The sequence below is a fragment of the Streptomyces hydrogenans genome, from assembly GCF_014656075.1.
Classification (GTDB): domain Bacteria; phylum Actinomycetota; class Actinomycetes; order Streptomycetales; family Streptomycetaceae; genus Streptomyces; species Streptomyces hydrogenans.
Genome location: NZ_BNBS01000065.1, coordinates 1 through 20,057, shown reverse-complemented (window position 1 = coordinate 20,057; position 20,057 = coordinate 1). Strand labels below are relative to the sequence as shown.

Below are 20,057 nucleotides of genomic sequence, written 5' to 3'. Positions count from 1 at the left end.
CGCCGGGAGTCGCCCCACGGCGTTCCGCCGCCCGAGCGGGGATCCGTGCGCCGAGCCACCCTTCCGCTTCAGCCCGTCCGGCAGGAGACCGTGTGTGACCGACTTCGTCCCTTCGTCCCCTCGACCGGTCCTGGACCACCCGACGCGGGCCTTCGTGGCCCGGCACGCCTGCCCGCCGTCGGCGCGCGACCAGGATCCGGAACAGGCCCGTCTGGACCTCGCGCGTGTCCAGGGCGACGCCCCCGACCCCCTCGACGCGGAAGCCGTCTCCACGGAGTGGTTCGCCCTGCCGGGCGGGCCGACCGGTCACGTACGGGTGCAGGTGGTCAGGCCCGCCGACAGCGCCGGCGAGCTTCCCGTCGTGCTGTTCCTGCACGGGCTCGGATGGGTCCTGGGCGACGCCGACACGCATGGACGTCTGGTGCGCGCCTTCGCCCTCGGCGCGGACGCGGCCGTGGTGTTCGTCGCGTACGAGCGAGCCCCCGAGGCGCGGTACCCGATCGCCGTCGAGCAGTGCTACGCCGTCGCGCGGTGGGTCTGCGAGCGGGGCGGCGAGATCGGGCTCGACGGAAGCCGGATGGCCGCCGTGGGCGACTCGACGGGCGGCAACCTGGTGGCGGCGCTGACGCTGCTCGCCAAGGAGCGCGGAGGGGTGCGGCTGCTCCAGCAGGTGCTGCTCTGCCCGGTCACCGACGCCGGCTGCGACACCCCCTCGTACCGTGAGTTCGCCACCGGCTACTTCCTCGGCGGTGAGACCATGCGCTGGTTCTGGGACCAGTACCTGCCCGACGTACGACAGCGGAACCAGGTCACCGCGTCGCCCCTGCGGGCGTCCCTGGAACAGCTCGCCGGACTTCCCCCGGCGCTGGTGGTCACCAGCGAGGCCGACGTGGTGCGCGACGAGGGCGAGGCGTACGCGACGAAGCTACGCGCGGCCGGCGTACCGGTGGTGTCCATGCGCTACCACGGGACGATCCACGACTTCATGGTGCTCGACCCGCTCCGCGACACGGACTCCGCCCGCGCCGCCCTCGTCCAGGCGCTCGACACCGTGCACGTCGCCCTGCACCGGCACCGGGGCTGAGCCCTCCGCCGTCGGCGCCGCCCGCTCGGCGAGCGTGTCCAGGAGCTTCCGCGCGGCCTTCAGGTCCCTGTCGTCGGCCCCGTCGCCGAGGGCGAGGAGCTGGCGCAGGCAGGAGCGGGCCTCCTCGGTCTCGCCCAGTGCGATCAGGGCCTCTCCCAGATGCCGCAGCGTTTCGGCCTCCCGGTGGACGATCCCGATGCGACGCGACCGGAGCCGGGCTTCGCGGAACTGGTCGACGGCCTCCCTCCACCGCCCCAGGTCGGCGTAGACGTGACCGAGTCCCTGTGTCGTGTGGGTACGGAAGATGTCGGCGACGTGCCCGGTCACCGGTGAGTCGGGCGCGTCGAGGAAGGCGACGACGCGCTGGTACTGGGTGAGGGCCTCGTCGGCACGGCCGAGCATGCGCAGGGAGGTTCCGTAGAGGCGCGCGGCCTGGGGCCAGACCCCGTAGTGGGCGGCTTCCTCCGACAGGTCGAGGGCGGCCAGGGCCCGCTCCGCGACCATCCGGGCGTCGCCGAGTTCCCAGTACGCGCCGGCCGCGAGGATCAGGGCCGAGGCTTCCTGGTGGACGTCCTGGGCGCGGCGGGCGTGTTCCAGCCCTTCGTCGGCGCGTGCGACGGCCTCGCGGTGACGTTGCTCGCAGACGCACAGGGCCCAGGAGAGGCAGTTGAGGTGGAAGGCGCGCATGTACGGGTCGTCGAGCGCGGCGGCGGACTCGGCGGCCAGGCCGAAGACCTCGACCCAGTGCCCCCAGTGCACCCACAGGTCGCAGAACCAGTCCATGGCATGGACGGTCTCGGTGACCCGGGTGTGCTCGCCCCCGGCGGCGGCGGCGCGCAGCGCGGGGAGCCAGGAGGGGGCCTCGTCCTGGAGCCAGGCGCGGGCCTCCTCGGCGCTCTCCAGCGGGACGAGGCCCCGCCAGGAGGAAGGCGGCGCCCCGTACTCGGGCTTGTACCAGCGGCCGGCGACCACGGCCGTCTCCAGGAGCCAGGCGCGCAGCCGGCCGTCGGCCGCCTCCCGCTCGCCCGGGCCCCCCTCGCGGGCCAGCCGGGCGCGGGCGAACAGCCGCAGCAGGTCGTGCAGTTGGTAGCGACCGGTGAAGGTGGCGCGCAGCAGGCCGGCCTCGGTGAGCTCCTCCATCACGTCCTCGGCTTCGAAGACGTCGGTGGCGGTCAGCGCGGCACCGTGGGCGGCGGTCATGTCCGGCCCCGGAACCAGGCTCAGCAACCGCAGCATGCGCGCAGCCTGGGCGGTGAGCTGACGGTAGGACAGTTCGAACGCCGCCTCCACGCACACGTCGCCGGCGGCCAGCGCGCCCAGCCGGCGTTCTTCGTCGGCCAGGCGCCGGGCCAGGTGGTCGACGGTCCATCCGGAACGGACCGTCAGCCAGTTCCCCGCCACCCGCAGGGCCAGCGGCAGGCGCCCGCACAGCTCCGCCACCCGCGCCACGGCCGCCGCTTCCGCGTCCGCCCGCTCCTCGCCCAGGATCCGGCGCAGCAGATCGACCGCCTCCTCCTGCGCCATCTCCGACAGCGTCAGGCGGTCGACGTCCTCGAGACCGGTCAGGGGCCGCCGGCTGGTGACCAGCACCAGACTCCGCCCACCTGCCGGCAGCAGGGCACGGACCTGCGCCTCGTCGCGGGCGTTGTCCAGCACCACCAGGCACCGGCGTTCGCCCAGCAGTGCCCGCAGCAGCCCCGCGCGGCCCTGGTGGTCCTCCTTCGCCAGGCGGCGGTCCGGCACTCCGAGGGCCTTCAGCAGCTTCAGCAGCGCCTCGCCCGTGTCCACGGGGCCGTCCACCCCGTGCAGGTCCACCACGAAACAGCCGTCGGGGAAGCCCTCCGCGAGATCAGCCGCCGCCTTCAGCGCCAGCGTCGTCTTCCCGCACCCCGGCGGACCGGAGACGACCCAGACCGACGCCGCCCGGCCGGCCGGGGCGCGTTCCGCGGCCGACCGCAGGAGGGCCAGCTCCGGTCCGCGCCCCGTGAAGTCCCCCACCGAGCGCGGCGGCACGGCCGTTCCCGCCACCGCGCCCGTGCGGGCCGGACGGGCCGCGCGGGCCGTGGTCAGCAGCGCCTCCCGCTCGTCGTCCGCGAGCCCCAGCCCCTCCGCCAGCGCCACCACCGTGCGCCGCTGCGGGACCAGGCTGCGCCCCCGCTCCATGTCGCCGATGGCCCGGACGCTCACACCGGACGCCTCGGCCAGTTCCTCCATCGTCAGACGGCCCCGCTGCCGCAGACCGCGCAGAACGGCACCGAAGGACTGCTTCCCGTGCACCACTCCTCTTTCCTCCCCGTCCGGGGAAACCATCCGTCTGTCGTCCCCGCGGCCGGTCGTCCCGTACGAGGACGACGGCGGGGTCACGCCGCGCACGCGGCTCAACGCCCGTGCCCGTTCCGGGCGTCGTCGGTCGCCGGCGCGAAGGCCGAGGTCGCCAGCGCCTGCCATGCGCTCGGGCTCATGCCGTAGGCGCCGCGGAACGTGCGGCTGAAGTGCGAGGGGCTGCTGAAGCCCCAGCGGTGCGCCATCGCGGCCATCGTGATCCTCCGGGTGGAGCGGCCCAGCTCGAACCGGCAGGACTCCAGCCTGCGCCGGCGCACCCACTGGCTCACCGTGCTGCCGTCGTTCTGGAACAGCTTCTGCAGGTACCGGACGGAGATGTGGTGGGCGCGGGCGATCGACTCCGGTGAGAGGTCCGGATCCATCAGGTGTTCCTCGATGTGGGCGTGGACGCGGGACAGCAGCTCGTCGCCGGGCGCGTCCTCGGCCGCGCCCCTCGTGTCCGCTTCGAGGAGCTCCACGACCAGGACGGAGAGGAGGTGGACGGCCGTGCGGGCGCGCCGGTCCCCGAGCGTGGACCGGCGGGACTCCGCCTCGGCGGCGAGCGCGGTCAGGAAGCCGGACACGAGCGCGCCGACGCCTTCGCCGCCGCGTACCGGCACGCCGAGGACCCGGTCAAGCTCCGACTCCGTGGCGCCCAGATAGCAGCGGGGCACCCGGAAGAAGATCATCCGGCAGTCCTCGCCGAAGCGCAGCAGGTGCCGTCGGGCCGGGTCGCAGAAGACCAGGTCGTGCGGCTCCAGCGGGGTCTCGGCACGCTGGTCGACGACGGTGACGGGCCCGCGGACGTGGACGCCGAGGTAGACGTGGTTCCGGTCGTCCGCGTCCGGCATCGCGGAGAGCATCTGGACGAGCCGTCCCGAGCGGGAGGGGAGGGGGACCGGAGCGGTCGCCCGCGGGAGCACCCGTTCGGGCGCGGGTGACATCAGTGGGGGGTTCATGGTGATTCCTGGCCGTGGACGCGTGAGGGCGGAGCGCGGGTTCACGCCGCTCTCGCCGGCTCCTCGGCCTGCTCGGGGCCGGCGGGGCGGGCTCGCCGGGGCCTTGCGGTCATGCGCGGTTCCTCTCTCGATCGGTCACCCCGCGGACTTCGGCATTCCGCGGTTCTTGATCAGTCTGAGGAAACGACGACGTCGGCACATCGCATGAATCGTCCATTGCCACGACGCCCACGGGGTATACGAAGCGGTTACTCTCCGTCGTCACGGTGCCGCACCAGCCGGGTCAGCTCGGCGCGTGAGGAGACGTCCAGCTTGGTGAAGGCCCGGCGCAGCTGCGTGCCCACCGTGTGCGGCGAGAGGGAGAGGTGCTCGGCCGCCTGCCGGTTGGTCAGCCCTCGGGCCACGAGCCGTGCCACCCGTGTCTCCGCCGGCGTCAACTCGGGCCATGCGCCGTCGAGTCGGGCCGGCGAGGGCCGCCTGCGGACCCCCGCGGCCCGCAGGCGCCGGCGGACGCGTGCGACGTCCCGTTCGGCGCCCGCCCGCGCGTAGAGCGCGAGCGCCTTCTCGAAGTACGGCACCGCTTCGGGCTTGCGGGTGGCCGCGAGCTTGCGTCCGGCGTCCTCCAGCGCCGACGCCCGGGCCAGTACCCGGGGGCAGTCCTCGTACAGCCGGACGGCGCGCACCAGCGGGCCGAGGTCGTTGTCGAGGAGCCCCCGCGCGTGCGAGGCGGTGGCGGCGAGGAACGGGAGGCCGGGGTTGAGCACGGCCCGCCTCTCGGCCAGGGCGACCGCCTGCGCGGCCCGGTCGTGGCGGCCCGCCCGCAGCGCCATGCGGACGAGCGCAGGGGCGTCCGCCGGGTCGATCAGGCCGGCGTAGGCGGGTCGGTCCGCGGCGGGTGACGTCATCACCGCGTCCAGTTCGGCCATGGCGCGGTCGGGCCGGCCTTCGAAGTCGGCCATCAGGGCCAGCATCCAGGTGCCGAAGTGCCGGACGACGGGAGCGGCGTCGCTCCGCATCCGCCTCGCCTCCGCCGCGTACGCCTCCGCGGTCCGCCGGTCGCCGGTGTGGAGGGCGACGCGCAGCATCACGTACCGGAGCGTGACGTCGGCGAGGTTGCCCGGGCCGGGGTCGCCGGCGGCCGGGGACGCGGCCTCCGCGTCGGCCCGGGCGTCCGACAGCCGTCCGGTCTCCAGGAGGACGCGGGTGCGGGTCATGAGCCACATGCGGGTGGCGGCCGTCCGGCCCTGCTCCCCGGCGATGCGGATGCCCTCGTCCGCGAGGGCGAGGGCTTCGGCGGTGCGTCCGGTGGTGTTCGCCAGGAGGGCGTGCCACAGGCCCTCCGGCAGCCACAGGGAGGTGCTGACGCCCAGGGCGTCGGCCAGCGCGGCGGAGCGCTCGGCCTGCCGGAACGCCTCGGCCAGGTCCATGCGGTGGAAGCCGACGGCCGAGCGGACCGTCGTCAGCGTGGCCTCGGCGGTGCGGTCCCCCACCCGCGCCGCGGTCTCCCATGCCTGCGCGGCGACCCGTTCGGCCGCCGCGTGCTCGCCCGACATCGACAGGCCGACGGCGAGCATGGCGAGCAGCCGTCCCCGCACGGCCAGGGACGTCCCGGGCAGTTCCGCCCCGGCGCGGGCCTGCCGGACGGCTTCGGAGAAGTCGAACTGGACGGCGAGGCGTGCCAGGGCGAGGCGGAGGAACGCCTCGTCCTCGGGTCCGAGACCGCCGGCCGCCAGGGCGGCGGCTCCCAGCTCACGCGCCTGGGCGGCCCGGCCCGTCTGCCAGAGCAGCGGGATCGTCTCGGCGACGATCCGCGGCCTCTCCGGGGCGTGCGGCGCGGTGAGCTCCAGGGCCTTGAGGCTGCGCTCGGCGGCGGGTCCGGGGGCGGTGGCCGCGAGTTCCGCCGCTTCGGCGCGCAGCCGGTCGGCCTCCGCGGTGCCCCCCGGCGCCGTCGTCCCGGCCTCCGCCGTGTCCCCCTGCGCCCTCCCGGGCGGCGGCCCGGCGGCCTGACGGCCCAGGGCCCGGCGCACGGGCAGGGGAAGGCCGGCCTCCACCGCCTCGCGGATCAGGTCGTGGCGGAAGGCGAGGTGGTCGCCGCTCTCGGCGAGCAGATCGGCGTCGAGGGCTTCCCTCACGGCGGTGATGAGCGCGGCCGAGGACCTGCCGAGCAGTTCGGCGAGGAGCGCGACGGTGACCGTGCCGCCCACGGCGGCGGCCGTCCGCACCAGTTCCCGCGCCTCGTCGGACAGCTGGTCGAGGCGGCGCGCGACGGAGGGGAGTTCCCGTGGGGCGGGGGGTCCTGCCGGCAGCCCGGCCGTGCCGTCGTCGATCGTCACCACCTCCTCGCGCAGCGAGCCGAGCAGCTCGACCAGCAGCTGGGGCACGCCCTCGGCGCGGTGGGCGAGACGGAGGACGTCGGGGCCGGGCGGGGCGCCGAGGACGTCCTCGGTGATCCGGGCGACCGCCCGGTCGCCCAGCGGTCCGAGGGCCAGCTCGTGGGCGCCCGCCCGACGGATCCTGTCCAGGGTGGTCCGCACCGCGGACGGCACGCTGCCGGCGCGCACGGCGACCAGCCACAGGATCGGGTGCGACGAGAGTCCCGCCGCGAGGGTGTGGAAGGTGAGCAGGGTCAGGTCGTCGCACCACTGGAGGTCGTCGAGGACGACGAGCAGGGGTCCGTTCCGCGCCGCCTCCCGCAGGCGGTCGCCCAGCTCCTGGAGCAGCCAGAACCGCTGGCCGGGTGCGGTGGCGAGGTCGCGGAGGCGCTGGGCGCCCGACAGCGGTTCCTCGCCGGAGAGCACGGCTTCGAGGAGCGGGCCGAGCGGGACGAACTGTCCGTCGGGGTCCGCCGCCCCCTCGTACACCCGGGTCCCGCGCCCCCTCGCCGCCGCGGCGGCCTCGGCGAGCATCCTGGACCTGCCGATTCCGGCGGGGCCCTCCAGGCGGACGATCCCGCCTTCGCCCCGGCCGAGCGCGTCGAGCCGCTCCTCGATGGACGCCAGTTCGGCGTCCCTGCCCCGGAGGGGCGTCCGTGCCCGGTCGAGCCCTTCGGGAACGGTCCTTGTCGTCACTCGGTTCACGCTCATACGGCGGAACAGTATGAACCACGCGCACCGGGCCGGCGGCGTCCGGCCCGGGGGTCGGGGCCGCGAACACGGTGGTGGGGACGGGGTCCGGTTCCCGCCGGGTGACGCCGGGGCTCCGGCGTCACCCGGCGGGTCAGCGGTGCGGCGTCACTTCGCCAGGAAGGCGAGGAGGGCGGTGTTGACCTCCTCGGCGTGGGTCCACAGCAGGCCGTGCGGGGCGCCCTCGATCTCGACGTAGTCGGCCGACGGCAGCGCCTTGTGGAAGGGGCGCGCGGTGCCCTCGGCGGGGAGGATGCGGTCGGCGGTGCCGTGCAGGATCAGGGCCGGGACGTCGACGGCGGGGATGTCGGCGCGGAAGTCGGTGTACCAGGTCGCCGGCGCGGCGGACGCGGCGAAGGAGCCGCCGGCGGCCGCGGTGTCCCAGCTGTGGCGGACGGCCTCCTCGCTGATGCGGGAGCCCAGGTTCTCGTCGAGGTTGTAGAAGTCGTTGAAGAAGGCCGTGTAGTAGGCGTAGCGGTCGGCCTTGACGGCGGCGACGACGCCGTCGAAGAACTCCTTCGGGGCGACGCCGTCCGGGTTGTCGTCACTCTTGAGGAGGCAGGGCTCCAGGGAGGCCAGGAAGGCGACCTTGGCGACGCGGCCGGAGCCGTGGGTGGCGACGTAGCGGGCGACCTCGCCGGTGCCCATGGAGAAGCCGACGAGGACGGCGTCGTTCAGGTCGAGGGTCTCCATCACGGTGTTCAGGTCGGCGGCGAAGGTGTCGTAGTCGTAGCCGGTGGTCGGCTGCGAGGACCGGCCGAAGCCGCGGCGGTCGTACGTGATCACGCGGTAGCCGGCGTCGAGCAGTGCGGCGCTCTGGCGCTCCCAGGAGTGGCCGTCGAGCGGGAAGCCGTGGATGAGGACGACGGGCCGGCCGGCGCCCTGGTCCTCGAAGTACAGCTCGATGGGGGTGGTGTTCTCCTGGCCCACGGTGATGTACGGCATGGGGTTCCCTCGTTTCGGGTGGACGGGTCCGCGCGTCGGAGCGGCGCGGTGTGTCCGTCACGCTAGGACCGGTTCCGCACCCGCTGTTGCCGTCCCGCGCACCGTGCCTTGCACGGGGGCGCAGAGGTCGCTCAGTCGTCGTCGGCCGATCCGGCGTCGTCCTCCGCCAGGACGATCCGGGCCAGGTGGACCCGTGAGCGCACCGCGAGCTTGCGGAAGATCGACGCGAGGTGGGTGTTGACGGTGTGCGGGGAGACGACGAGGGCCTCGGCGGCCGAGCGGTTGGTGTGCCCCGCGGCGATCAGCCGGGCCACCTTGCGCTCCGAGGCCGTGAGCGCGTCCCAGCCCTGCTCGGTGCGCGGCCGGAGGCGTCCGGTGCGCCGGCCGGGGCGGCCGGTCGTCCGTTCCGGCGCGGTCCGGACCCGGTCGGCCTCCGCGTCCGCCCCGGCCCGGGTGTAGAGGTCGTGCGCCCTGGTCAGGGCGGGTGTCGCGGCCGTGGCGTCGCCCGAGGCCAGCAGCGCCCGCCCGAGGTCGGCGGACGCGGCGGCGAGGGCCAGCGGCCGGGGGCCGCCCAGGAGGATGTCCACCGCCCGCTCCAGGAGCGCGGGGTCGGCGTGCACCAGGGCGGACGCGTGGGCGGCCGTCCCGCGGGCGGTCGGCACGGTGGGGTTGCGGGTGGCGTGGGCGGCGGCCTGGGCCGCGAGGTCCTCGGCCAGTTTCCGGTCCCCGCCACGCAGGGCGATGTGCACGGCCTGGACGACGTGCGGGCGCAGGAGCCGCCAGCGGAGGAAGGGGTGGTCGCGCTGCGCCGACCGAACGTGTTCGGCCGCCGCCGGGTGGTCGCCGTCGGCGTCGGCGACGACGGCCTCGAGGAACCGGTGCGCGGCGTGGTTGCCCGTGTTCGGCCGGTCGGCCACGGTCGCCCGGATGACGTCCAGGTGTTCCCGCGCGGCCTCGCGATCGCCGCGCAGCAGCGCGAGGAGGCCGCGGTTGACGCGGATGTTGACCAGGTTGCCGGGCACCTGGAGGTCGGCTTCGAGGCGCTCGGCGGTGACGAGGTCGGCGTCCGCGTCGTCGAGCCGCCCGAGCCCCATGTTGAGGGTTCCCTGGGTCCAGCTGAGCATGGCGGGGCGCGGGGGCACGTCGCCCGCCGTCCGGAGGAGCCGCCGCACGGCGTCGAAGTCGTCCATGTGGATCAGGGCGACGGCCTCCTCGGTGAGGAAGGCCGGGTCGAACACGCTCAGCGCCGTGTGGTGGGCGAGGGCGGCGGCGCAGTCGCCGGCGTTGAGGGCGATCTCGCCGAGGCCCCACAGCGCGAGGACCCGTGCCTCCCGGTCGCCGGCCAGCTCCGCCTCGGCGAGCGCCCGTTCGCCGGTCTCGCGCGCGGCGTCGAGGTCGCTTCCGCGGGACCGGGCCAGGGCCTGCCGGGCGGTCAGGCGGGCGCGGATCGCCGGGTCGGTGACGGCTGCCAGCGCGGTCGTCGTGCGGCGGGTCAGCTCGTGGACGTCGTCGAGGTGCCACAGCGTGTCGCCGAGGACGCACTGCAGGCGGGCGAAGACGTCCAGGGGCGGCTGCCGGGCGAGCAGCGCGTCGCCGGTGGCCCGTGCCCGCGTGTACCGGCCCGCGCGGGTCAGCGCGACGATGGCCCGCTCCCCCACCTCGTACGCCAGGGGCGCTCGGGGCGGGACGAGTTCCAGGGCGCGTACGGCCAGGTCGGCGGCGAGGTCGGGCAGCACGGTGCTCACGTCCTCGGAGGCCGTACCGAGCAGGCCGATCGCCTCCAGGTCGCCCGGTTCGGCGCTCTTCAGCAGGTGCGGGACCGCGTCGGCGGAGCTCCGGCCGGCCGCGACGAGCCGGCTCGCGGCCTCCCGGTGCAGTGCGCGGCGCACGGAGGGGGCGAGGTCGGCGTAGACCGCCTGGCGGACCAGGTCGTGGCGGAACAGGAGGCGTTCGCCGTCGTCGTGGAGGAGGGCGGCGGCGATCGCCTCGTCGACCTCGGCGCTGAGTCCCGAGGCGGGTCGGCCGCTCAGGGCAGCGGCGTCGGCGAGGGAGAACGCGCGGCCGAGGACGGAGCCGATCCGCAGGAAGTGCAGGGTGTCCGGCCGGAGGTCGGCCAGTCGGCCGCGGACGCCGAGGACCAGCCGCTCGGGCGGTTCCGTTCCGACCGCGCCCGTCGCCGCGACGCCGGAGAGTATCTCGGCCGCGAGGAAGGGGTTGCCGCCCGCCCCGTCGAGGAGCTCCTCGACCCGCGCGGGCACGTCGCCGCCGAGGACGTCGCGTGCCAGCTCGGCCAGGGCCGTCCCGGACAGCGGTCGCAGCGGGAGGGTCGTCGTGGCCGGTCCCTGCCCGTACAGCTCCGGGTCCTCCCGGCCGGTGAGCAGCCAGAGGACCGGGGAGCTGAGCAGTCGTGCCGGCAGGACGCTCAGGGCGAAGCGGCTCAGCGGGTCGGCCCACTGGACGTCGTCGACGGCGATCAGCACGGGGGTGTCCGCCGAGCGTTCCTCGATCAGCTGGGCCAGTCGTTCGACGAGCCAGATGCGCTGGTCGTGGTGGCCGGCGAGGTCCGCGAAGTCCGTGGTGGAGAGCAGCGGCGGGTCGCCGTGCAGGAGGCCCGAGGCCAGGGAGGCGAGCGGTGCCAGTTCGTGCAGTTCCTCGGCGTGGCCGTGGCTGACGACGAATCCGTGGGCCCGCGCGAGCGAGACGGCCTCCTGGAGCAGCGCGGTCTTCCCGATCCCGGGCTCGCCCAGGAGCAGCCCGATCGCGCCTCCCTCGCCGTCGCGCACCGCCTCGACCAGGGCGCGCAGCCGCTTCAGCTCGGTTTCGCGGCCTCGCAGACCGGGCCGGCTCGGTCCTGCCGCCACGCCTTCCTCCTCGGGCCGTCGGGGGCTCATCCCTTGACCGATCCGGCGAGCAGTCCGCGGGCGAGGTGCCGCCCGAGGGAGAAGAAGACGAGCAGCGGGACGAGCGCGGCCACGAAGGCTCCCGCGGTGAGCCGCTGCCAGTCGTTGCCGTAGGTCCCGGCCAGGCTCGCCAGCCGGACCGTCATCGGCGCGGTCTCGGCGGTTCCGCCGGACAGGGTCAGGGCCACGAGGAGGTCGTTCCACACCCAGAGGAACTGGATGACGGCGAAGCCGACGAGGGCCGGGCGGGCCAGTGGCAGCACGATCCGGAGCAGCAGGGTCCGGTGCGACGCGCCGTCGACGCGGGCGGCCTCGATCAGCTCCCGGGGCAGCGCGGCCAGGAAGTTGTGCAGGAGGAACACCCCGAACGGCAGGGCGAAGGCCGTGTGGGCGAACCAGACCTGGCCGAACCGCGCGGGGCCGGTGAGGTGCCACGCGGGCAGGAACAGCCAGCCCTCGGAGAAGAGCTTCAGGAGGGGGACGAGCGCCATCTGGAGCGGCACGACCTGGAGCGCGAAGACGCCGACGACGAGCGCGTCGCGCCCCCGGAAGTCGATCCAGGCCAGGGCGTACGCGGCGAGGAAGGCCAGGACGAGGGGGAACAGCACCGAGGGGACGGTGATGACGACGGAGTTCACGAAGTGCTCCGCGAGCCGCCCCGACCCGTTGCCCGCGCCGGACAGCACCTCGCCGTAGTTGTCGAGCGTGAGGTGCGGCGCGCCGAACACGGTCCACCAGCCCGTCGTCTTGACCTCCGCCTCGGGGCGGAAGGAGGAGAGCAGCAGACCGAGGGTCGGTGTCGTCCAGAGGACCGCGATCAGCACGGCGACGGTCGTGAGGGCGCGGGAGGCCAGGCGCTCCCGGACGCCGTTCACCCCGTCCTCCGCCGCGCCCGGACCTGGTGGGCCACGAACGGGGTGACGAGGAGGAAGAGGAGCACGGCGAGCGCCGCGCCGCGGCCCGTCTCGCCGTAGCGGAACGCCTGGTCGTACATCTCGTGGGCGAGGACGCCCGTGTCGAACTGTCCGCCGGTCATGGTCTTGACGATGTCGAACGCCTTGAGGGTGCCGATCGCCTGGGCGAGGAGCACGACGAGCAGGGTGGGCCTGATCGACGGCAGGGTGACGTGCCGGAAGACCTGCCGGGGGGACGCCCCGTCGAGCAGGGCGGCCTCGGTCGGCTCCCGGGGTACGGCCCTGATCGCGCCGGTCAGCAGGACGGCCGCGAAGCCCGCCTGCGTCCACACCATCGCCACGATGAGGAAGAGGACGTTCCAGGGGGAGTCCACGAGCCATTGCCGCGGTGCGCCGCCGAGGGCGACGACGAGCTGGTTCAGCAGTCCGATCTGGCCTGCCTCCGGGGGCCGGTAGGCGTAGACGAACTTCCAGACGACGCCCGCGCCGACGAAGGAGATCGCCATCGGCATCAGGACGAGCGCCAGCGCGGGCGCCCTGAACCGCGACCGCGCGACGGCCGCCGCGTAGAGCAGGCCGACCGCGGTCGACGCCGTCGGGACGAGCACCGCCCACGCCAGGGTGTTGCGCAGCGCCACGAGCGCCCGGTGGTCGGTGAACATCCACACGTAGTTGTCGAGGCCGGCCCACGTCTCTCCCCCGTCGCCGGTGAAGGACAGCGCCAGGGTGCGCAGACCGGGCAGGAGGAGTCCGACCGTGAGCAGCAGCAGCGCCGGGGCCAGCAGGAGGAGGGCCGCGGCCCTCCTCCGTGCCGGTCCCCGGTGCAACGCGAGCAGGATCAGGGCGATCACCGCCGCGAAGGCGGCGAGGCCCTGGAGCAGGTACAGCAGCTTGGGCTGCTGGGCGACGGCGTCGAACGACATCAGCGGCCCGGCCAGGACCGTTCGATGGAGTGGGCGACCTGCCGGGTGCTGGCGCCGCCGATCCAGTCGACGGCTCCCTTCCAGAACGTGCCCGCGCCGACCGACGCCGGCATCAGGTCCGAGCCGTCGAACCGGAACTGGGTCCTGGGGTCCTGGAGGAGCTGGATCGAGAGCCTGTCGACCGGGGTCGCGGCGTTCGCCGGGTCGACGCCCCTGTTCGCCGAGACGAACGGGCCCTTCCTCATCCGCGCGTTCGCGAAGTCCGCGGAGGCGAGGTACTCCTGGAACGCCCGTACCTCGGGGCGGTCGGCGAACGCCGCCGTGAAGACCCCGCCGCCCAGGACGGGGCGGCTCGCCGGGTCGGCGCCCGGCAGGAGGAAGGCGTAGACGTCCTTGTCCGGTCCGATCTCGGTGCCGTCCGGCCAGAGGCCGGCGTAGAACGAGGCCTGGCGGTGCATGGCGCAGTCGCCGGAGAGGACCGGGGTGCCGGCCTCCTGGAAGGAGATCGACGCCATGGAGCGGGCCGGGCCGAAGCCGCCGTTGGCGTACCGGTCGTTCTTGAGGAGGGACCCCACGGTGTCCATGGCGTCGATCACCCGCGGGTCGTCGAACGGGATCTCGTGGGCGACCCACTGGTCGTAGACGCGCGTGCCCTGGCGGCGCAGGAGGACGTCCTCGATCCAGTCCGTGACGGGCCAGCCGGTCGCCTCGGCGGACTCGATGCCGGCGCACCAGGGCTTGACGCCCGAGGCCGCGACCTTCTCCGTCAGGGCCATCAGCTCGGACCACGTGCGGGGGACGGCCAGTCCCTTGTCGCGGAAGAACGTCGGGGAGTACCAGACGAACGACTTCACGTTCGCGACGAGCGGGGTGCCGTAGAGGGTGCCGTCCACGGTCGCGTAGCTGTTCCAGTCGGCCGACCAGCCCTGCCGCGCGAGGGCGGCGACGCCGGCGCTCGCGGGCTTGAGCCTCCCGTCCCTCGCGAAGCGTTCCAGGAGACCGGGTTGGGGGAAGAACGCCACGTCGGGCGCGTTCCCGCCCTCCACCCGCACCTGGATCCGCGCCTCGAACTCGCCGTCGCCCTCGTACGAGACGTGGATTCCCGTGCAGTCCGCGAAGTCCGCCCAGGTCTCTTCGAACAGATCGGCCTCCCGGTCCCGGTTCTCCGCGTAGACGGTGACCGTGGTGCCGGGGTGCTCTCCGTAGCGGGCGTACGGTGCGCAGTCCACGGTGGTGCGCGACCGCGAACCGCTGTCCTGCGGGGCGCCGCAGGCGGTGGCGGTGACGGCGAGGGTGGTGACGGCGAGCGCGAGCCTCGCGCCGAACCTCATGGGTGTGCTTCCTCCGATCGCCCGCCGCAGGTGCTCGGCGGGCGTTTCGGAAAGCTACAGCTTTCGAACGACATAGACCAATCGTTCGAAGTTCACCCGGTGAGGGCGCGGAAGCCGGTCGCGGGACGGTTCACAGGCCGAAGCGGGCGCGGCGCTCCTCGGGCACCAGCGCGGCGTACTCGGGGTGCTTGCCGATCCAGCCCCGGATGAAGGGGCAGTACGGCAGGACGCGCAGCCCGCGGGCCCGGGCGTCGTCGAGGGCGCCGCGGGCGAGCAGCCCGCCGAGCCCCTGGCCGCCGAAGCGGGGATCGATCTCGGTGTGGATGAAGGCGATCTCGCCGTCCGAGAGGTGGTACTCGGCGAAGCCCGCGGTCTCGGTGCCGTCGTCACCGGCGAGGATCTCGTACCGGGACTTCTCGGGCCGGTCGCTGACGTGGGGTTCCATGGATGCTCCTGAGGGGTCGCGTGTCACGGGGCGGGGGGTCGGGGTCAGAGCGTGCGGCGCACGCCCGCCTGGCGTTCCAGGTTGCGGAGCTGGACGGCCAGGTCGCCTTCCACGGCGTGGTGGGCGGGGCCGCTGCGGCCGATGGGCAGGACCTGCTCGCTGCGCATGTCCTCGAGCATGAGGGCGAACGCCGTGTACGTCGCGACGGCCGCCACCAGCAGGCCGAGCGCCCCGGAGGTGCGGGTCAGCCATTCGGCGCCGGTGACGCCGGCGAGGCCGGTGGCCGCCCAGCGGGGCAGGGAGACCGCGAGGACGAGCCACAGCGCCCGCTTGGGCCCGGTCACGGCGGTCATCAGCGCGCCGAAGCAGAGGAGCGCCAGGTTGAAGACGCCGAGGACCTTCAGGCCGTCGGCCGCGTCGGTGAGCATGATGAGGGAGTAGGGCAGCCAACTGCCGGCGAACACCGCCATCAGGGTCGCCGCGATCACGTCACGGGCGCCGAAGGCCAGGAAACTGACCAGGAGTTGGAGGACGAAGGCCGGCAGCACCGTGAAGGCGACGGCGGTGCGGGCCTCCTCGCCGAGGATCCCGAGCTGGAGGCAGCCCGTCATCACGGACGCGATGGCGATGGTGAAGAAGCCGAGCGGCATGGGTGAGGCGATGGGCCGCAGGTTGATCCGGGTCATCGACCGGAGGTCCGGCTCGAATCGGCGTCCCGGGGGCGCGGCCGGGTCCGGTTCGCCGCCGTCGGCGGCCGGGGAGGCGGCAGTCATCGGAGGGCTCTCCTTCGGTGGTCTCAGTGGTCGAAGCAGGGGTCGACGAAGGACGGCGTCGTCTCGGGGACGGAGCCGCGCGCGACGCGCCACCGGCGGTGCCGCTCGGACTCGGCGACGGCCTCGGCCACGGCCGATGCCTGGTGGGCGCCGCTCTGGTAGCCGCCGAAGCGGGCCACGGGGCTCCACTCGGGGCTCACCGGCGGGACGGCCTCGTCGAGACCCTCGTACTCGGCGGTCGCGTAGACGACGCGGCCGCCGACGACGGTGAGGACGGACTCGATGTCGGGGATGACGTCCTCGGGCACGGTGAGGTAGTCGTCGGACAGGATCGCGAGGTCGCCGTACGCGCCCTCCCGGAGGGTTCCCTTGACGTCCTGCTCGCCGGTGAGGAGCGCTCCGCCCCGGGTGTAGAGGCCGAGGGCGGTCTCCCGGTCGATCAGGTTCCCGGCCGGGTGGAGCCGGGTGCCGCCGACGGTGCGCCCGGTGACCAGCCAGTGGAGGGCGACCCAGGGGTTGTACGAGGAGACGCGGGTGGCGTCGGTGCCGGCGGCGACGGTCAGGCCGCGGTCGAGCATGGCCCGCACCGGCGGGGTGTGGGCGGCGGCCTCGGCACCGTAGCGGCCGAGGAACGCGGTGCCCTGGAAGGACATCCGGTTCTGGACCGAGACGGCGCCGCCGAGGGCGGCGATCCGGTCGAGGCTGCCGGCCGAGACGGTCTCCGCGTGGTCGAACAGCCACCGGTTGCCGCCGGGGAAGAGGCCCTCCGCGGCGAGCTTCTCGAAGACGGCCAGGTCGCGGCGGATCGTCTCGTCGTACGTGGCGTGGAGCCGGAAGCCCCAGCCGTTCTCCAGCAGGAGCCGGACGGCCTGCTCGAACTCGGTCTCGTAGCCCGCGGCGAGCTCGGGCCGGGGCTCGGAGAAGTTCTCGAAGTCGGCGGCGGCCCAGGTCAGGTTCTCCCCGGCGCCGTTCAGCCGGAGGCACTCGTCGCCGTCCCCGGGCTTGACCGTCTCGGTCCAGCGCTTCAGGTCGGCGAGTTCCTGCCCGGCCGTCTGCGGGAAGAGGTGGTAGGCGATCCGGAGGGTCAGCTCCCCCGACCTGGCGAGGTCGACGACCGTCGCGTAGTTGTCGGGGAAGTTCTGGAACCCGCCGGCGGCGTCGACCGCGGAGGTCAGTCCGAAGCGGTTCAGCTCGCGCAGGAAGTGGCGCGTCGACGTCCGCTTGTCGGCCTCGTCGAGGGCGGGCGCCTTGGCCAGGGTCGAGTAGAGGATGAGGGCGCTCGGCGCCGCGAGGAGGACGCCGTTGGGTTCGCCGTCCCGGCCCCGGACGATCTGCCCGCCCCGGGGGTCGGGGGTCTCCCGGGTGAACCCGGCGGCCTTGACCGCGGCCCGGTTCATCAGGGCCGACTGGTACAGGTGCAGGACGAAGACCGGGGTGTCGGGGGCGGCGGCGTTCAGCTCGGCGACGGTCGGCATCCTGCGCTCGGCGAACTGCTCGGCGGTCCAGCCGCCCACCACCCGGATCCACTGCCCCTTCGGGGTGCGGCCGGCCTGCTCGCGCAGCATGGCCAGGGCGTGGCGGAGGCTGCGCACGCCGTCCCAGCGCAGCTCCAGGACGTAGTTCAGGCCGCCCCGGATGACGTGGAGGTGCGAGTCGTTCAGGCCGGGGACCACCCGGCGGCCGAGGGCGTCGACGACCTTCGTTCCCGGCCCGACGAGGTGGCCGAGGTCGTGGTCGTCGCCGAGGGCGGTGATCCGGCCGTCGCGGACGGCGACGGCGCGGGCCTCGGGGCGGTCGGGGTCACCGGTGAAGACCTTGGCGTTGCGGACGAGGAGGTCGGCGTGCGCGTGCTCCCGGCGCGGGGCGGGCACGAGGCCCGCCACCGGCATGCTGGTCGACGGCCCGGTCATGCGAGGGCCTTGCGGAGGGTGTCGACGGCGAGACCGATGGCGAGTTCAGCGGCCCGCGTCTCGCGCAGCGCGTTCAGCATCACGAAGTCGTGGAGGGTGCCCTGGACGCGCAGCGCGGTGACGGGCACTCCGGCGGCGCGGAGCTTGTCCGCGTACGCCTCGCCCTCGTCGCGCAGGACGTCCGCCTCGGCCGTGACGACCAGGGCCGGCGGCAGGCCGGTGAGCTGCTCGGTGGAGGCGCGCAGCGGGGAGGCGGTGATCTGGGCGCGCTCGGCCTCGTCGGTCGTGTACTGGTCCCAGAACCACTTCATGGCGTCGCGGCGCAGGAAGTAGCCCTCGGCGAACCGGTGGTACGACTCGGTGTCGAAGCTCGCGTCCGTGACCGGGTAGAAGAGGACCTGCTGGAGCAGCGTGACGTCGCCGCGCTGCTTGACCATGAGGGTGAGGGCGGCGCTCATGTTGCCGCCGACGGAGTCGCCCGCGACGGCGATCCGGGTGCCGTCGAGGTCCTTGTGGCGGCCCTCGCGGGCGACCCACTGGGCGACGGTGTAGTTCTGCTCGATCGCGACGGGGTAGCGCGCCTCGGGCGAGAGGTCGTACTCGGGGAAGACCACGGCCGCCCGGGTGCCGACGGCGAGTTCGCGGACGAGCCGGTCGTGGGTGTGGGCGTTGCCGAAGACCCAGCCGGCGCCGTGGAGGTAGAGGATGACGGGGAGGGGGCCGGTGGCGCCGCGGGGGCGGACGATCCGGGCACGGACGTCACCGGTCGGACCGCCGTGGACGGTGATCCACTCCTCGTCGACGTCGGGCAGGGGGACGCCGTCGCCGTTCTGGACGTCGTCCACGGCCTTGCGGCCCTCGGCCACGGGGATCTGGTAGAGGTACGGCGGCTGGGCGGTGGCGTCGGCGAACGCCTGAGCGGCGGGTTCGAGGACCGGACGGTTCTTCATGAGGGGTACTCCTTCGGGGGTGTGCGGGTGGTGGTGGGACGTCGGCGGGTCGGCCGCGCGGGTTCGGTCGAGCGGGGCGCGGGAGGGGGCGGTGCCTCAGAGGCCGTACGCCTCCAGGAGCCGGAGCCAGACCTCGCTCACCGTCGGGAAGGCGGGCACGGCGTGCCGGAGGCGGTCCAGGGGGACCTCGCCCACGATGGCCACGGTGGCCGTGTGGATGAGTTCGGTCGCCATCGGACCGGTGAGCGTGCAGCCGACGACGACCCCCCGGTTCTCGTCGACGACGAGCTTGGCGAAGCCGCGGTAGTCGTCCGCGTGGAGCGCGGCGCCGGCGACGTCGTCGGTGCGGTACTCCACCGCGCGGACGGCGAGACCGGCTTCGCGCGCCGCGCGTTCGGTGAGACCGGCGCTCGCGACCTCGGGGCGGGTGAAGACGGCACGGGGCACGGCCGCGTGGCCCGCCCTGATGCTCCACGGCTGTCGGCCTCCGGGATCGGCCGGCCGGCCCGCGGCCCGTTCGGCGATCGCGGCGGCGCAGGCACGGGCCTGGTACTTGGCCATGTGGGTCAGCGGCGCGCGCCCGTTGACGTCGCCGACGGCGTGGAGCCAGTCGCCCGCGACGGCGGTGACCCGGCAGGTGTCGTCGACCGGAAGCCAGTCTCCGACGGGCAGTCCGACGGTCTCCAGTCCGAGGTCCGCCGTGCGCGGGCGGCGGCCCACGGCGGCGAGGACCTCGTCGCAGACGAGGGCGGTGCCGTCGTCGGTCTCCACGGTGACGGTGCGCGTGTGCGCGTCACGGGCGACCCGGAGGGCCGACACGCCGAAGCGGATCGTGACGCCCAGATCGCCCAGCCCCCGGGTGACCTCTTCGCCGGCGCACGGCTCCCAGTCGGTGAGCAGGGCCTGGTCGCGGACGAGGAGCGTGACGGAGGCGCCGAGCGAGCGCCAGGCGGTCGCCATCTCGCAGGCGACCACTCCCCCGCCGATGACGACGAGCCTGGTGGGCACCGCGTCGGCGGTGGTGGCCTGCCGGTTGGTCCACACACCGATCCGGTCGAGCCCTTCGACCGGTGGAAGCGCGGGTTCCGTGCCGGTGCAGACCACGACCGCGCGCCGGGCCCGCAGGGCACGGACGGTGCCGTCGGCCCCGGTCACCTCGACCCGGCGCTCGCCGGCGAGCCGTCCGTGTCCCCGGACGAGCGTGACGCCCGCGCCGTCGAGCCAGTCGGCCTGGCCGGTGTCGTCACCCCGCCCGGTGAAGCGGTCCCGGCGGGCCAGGACGCGCGCCGGGTCGAGGTCCGCCGTGACCGTCTGCCGGGCCCCGTCGACCGAGCGGGCCTCCGCCCGGACGGCGCCGGGGCGCAGCAGGGCCTTGCTCGGCACGCAGGCACGGTAGGAGCACTCGCCGCCGCCCTCCTCGGCCTCGACGACGGCGGCGCTCAGCCCCGCACCGGCGGCCCGGCCGGCGACTACTACGAC

General features: G+C 74.5%; 13 protein-coding genes and 1 pseudogene. 1 reads left to right on the top strand and 13 read right to left on the bottom strand.

The window, feature by feature from the left end; genetic code table 11:
• Positions 1-94 precede the first annotated feature (94 nt).
• On the top strand, positions 95-1,084 hold the full coding sequence (locus IE321_RS25060) for an alpha/beta hydrolase (RefSeq protein WP_190224613.1): 990 nt from the start codon (positions 95-97) through the stop codon (positions 1,082-1,084).
• Between the two features lie 99 nt (positions 1,085-1,183).
• Here the strand turns inward: IE321_RS25060 and IE321_RS25055 are convergent.
• The 13 genes and pseudogenes from IE321_RS25055 to IE321_RS24995 all read right to left on the bottom strand — a co-directional run.
• Positions 1,184-3,394, bottom strand: a pseudogene (locus tag IE321_RS25055) (tetratricopeptide repeat protein); the annotation flags it as partial.
• Positions 3,395-3,462: 68 nt separating this feature from the next.
• Positions 3,463-4,365, bottom strand: a complete 903-nt coding sequence (locus IE321_RS25050) for a helix-turn-helix domain-containing protein (protein WP_226653052.1) — start codon at positions 4,363-4,365, stop codon at positions 3,463-3,465.
• A gap of 248 nt (positions 4,366-4,613) precedes the next feature.
• On the bottom strand, positions 4,614-7,448 hold the full coding sequence (locus tag IE321_RS25045; protein ID WP_190224611.1) for a helix-turn-helix transcriptional regulator: 2,835 nt from the start codon (positions 7,446-7,448) through the stop codon (positions 4,614-4,616).
• A gap of 147 nt (positions 7,449-7,595) precedes the next feature.
• Positions 7,596-8,432 (bottom strand): alpha/beta fold hydrolase, encoded by an 837-nt coding sequence (locus IE321_RS25040; RefSeq protein ID WP_190224610.1) that lies wholly within the window; start codon positions 8,430-8,432, stop codon positions 7,596-7,598.
• Positions 8,433-8,563: 131 nt separating this feature from the next.
• On the bottom strand, positions 8,564-11,323 hold the full coding sequence (locus tag IE321_RS25035) for a helix-turn-helix transcriptional regulator (protein WP_190224609.1): 2,760 nt from the start codon (positions 11,321-11,323) through the stop codon (positions 8,564-8,566).
• Positions 11,320-12,207, bottom strand: coding sequence for a carbohydrate ABC transporter permease (locus IE321_RS25030; RefSeq protein ID WP_190224608.1), 888 nt, complete (start codon positions 12,205-12,207; stop codon positions 11,320-11,322). Before IE321_RS25030 ends, IE321_RS25035 begins: the two co-directional genes overlap by 4 nt.
• On the bottom strand, positions 12,204-13,169 hold the full coding sequence (locus IE321_RS25025) for a carbohydrate ABC transporter permease (protein ID WP_190224607.1): 966 nt from the start codon (positions 13,167-13,169) through the stop codon (positions 12,204-12,206). The genes IE321_RS25030 and IE321_RS25025 overlap by 4 nt, the downstream gene beginning before the upstream one ends.
• The gene (locus IE321_RS25020; RefSeq protein WP_190224606.1) at positions 13,169-14,500 is read right to left on the bottom strand and encodes an ABC transporter substrate-binding protein; all 1,332 of its coding nucleotides are present in this window, start codon (positions 14,498-14,500) and stop codon (positions 13,169-13,171) included. The genes IE321_RS25025 and IE321_RS25020 overlap by 1 nt, the downstream gene beginning before the upstream one ends.
• A 130-nt stretch (positions 14,501-14,630) precedes the next feature.
• Positions 14,631-14,945, bottom strand: coding sequence for a GNAT family N-acetyltransferase (locus IE321_RS25015; protein ID WP_043220116.1), 315 nt, complete (start codon positions 14,943-14,945; stop codon positions 14,631-14,633).
• A 44-nt stretch (positions 14,946-14,989) separates the two neighbouring features.
• A complete protein-coding gene (locus IE321_RS25010) occupies positions 14,990-15,718 on the bottom strand; it encodes a GPR1/FUN34/YaaH family transporter (RefSeq protein WP_043220114.1) in 729 nt (242 codons plus the stop codon).
• 23 nt (positions 15,719-15,741) lie between these two features.
• Positions 15,742-17,628 carry an amidohydrolase gene (locus IE321_RS25005; protein ID WP_190224605.1) on the bottom strand — a complete coding sequence of 629 codons (1,887 nt, stop codon included), beginning with the start codon at positions 17,626-17,628 and terminating at the stop codon, positions 15,742-15,744.
• Complete coding sequence (locus tag IE321_RS25000) at positions 17,625-18,578, bottom strand: alpha/beta hydrolase (RefSeq protein WP_190224604.1); 954 nt, start codon at positions 18,576-18,578, stop codon at positions 17,625-17,627. Before IE321_RS25000 ends, IE321_RS25005 begins: the two co-directional genes overlap by 4 nt.
• Before the next feature lie 96 nt (positions 18,579-18,674).
• Positions 18,675-20,057: dihydrolipoyl dehydrogenase family protein (locus IE321_RS24995; RefSeq protein WP_190224603.1), on the bottom strand; the 1,383-nt coding region annotated here is incomplete at its 5' end.

Coding starts and splice junctions, on each gene's coding strand:
- IE321_RS25045 (WP_190224611.1), bottom strand. CDS start 7,448: ATGAGCGTGAACCGAGTGACGACAAGGACCGTTCCCGAAGGGCTCGAC.
- IE321_RS25040 (WP_190224610.1), bottom strand. CDS start 8,432: ATGCCGTACATCACCGTGGGCCAGGAGAACACCACCCCCATCGAGCTG.
- IE321_RS25025 (WP_190224607.1), bottom strand. CDS start 13,169: ATGTCGTTCGACGCCGTCGCCCAGCAGCCCAAGCTGCTGTACCTGCTC.
- IE321_RS25035 (WP_190224609.1), bottom strand. CDS start 11,323: ATGAGCCCCCGACGGCCCGAGGAGGAAGGCGTGGCGGCAGGACCGAGC.
- IE321_RS25005 (WP_190224605.1), bottom strand. CDS start 17,628: ATGACCGGGCCGTCGACCAGCATGCCGGTGGCGGGCCTCGTGCCCGCC.
- IE321_RS25010 (WP_043220114.1), bottom strand. CDS start 15,718: ATGACTGCCGCCTCCCCGGCCGCCGACGGCGGCGAACCGGACCCGGCC.
- IE321_RS25020 (WP_190224606.1), bottom strand. CDS start 14,500: ATGAGGTTCGGCGCGAGGCTCGCGCTCGCCGTCACCACCCTCGCCGTC.
- IE321_RS25000 (WP_190224604.1), bottom strand. CDS start 18,578: ATGAAGAACCGTCCGGTCCTCGAACCCGCCGCTCAGGCGTTCGCCGAC.
- IE321_RS25015 (WP_043220116.1), bottom strand. CDS start 14,945: ATGGAACCCCACGTCAGCGACCGGCCCGAGAAGTCCCGGTACGAGATC.
- IE321_RS25050 (WP_226653052.1), bottom strand. CDS start 4,365: ATGAACCCCCCACTGATGTCACCCGCGCCCGAACGGGTGCTCCCGCGG.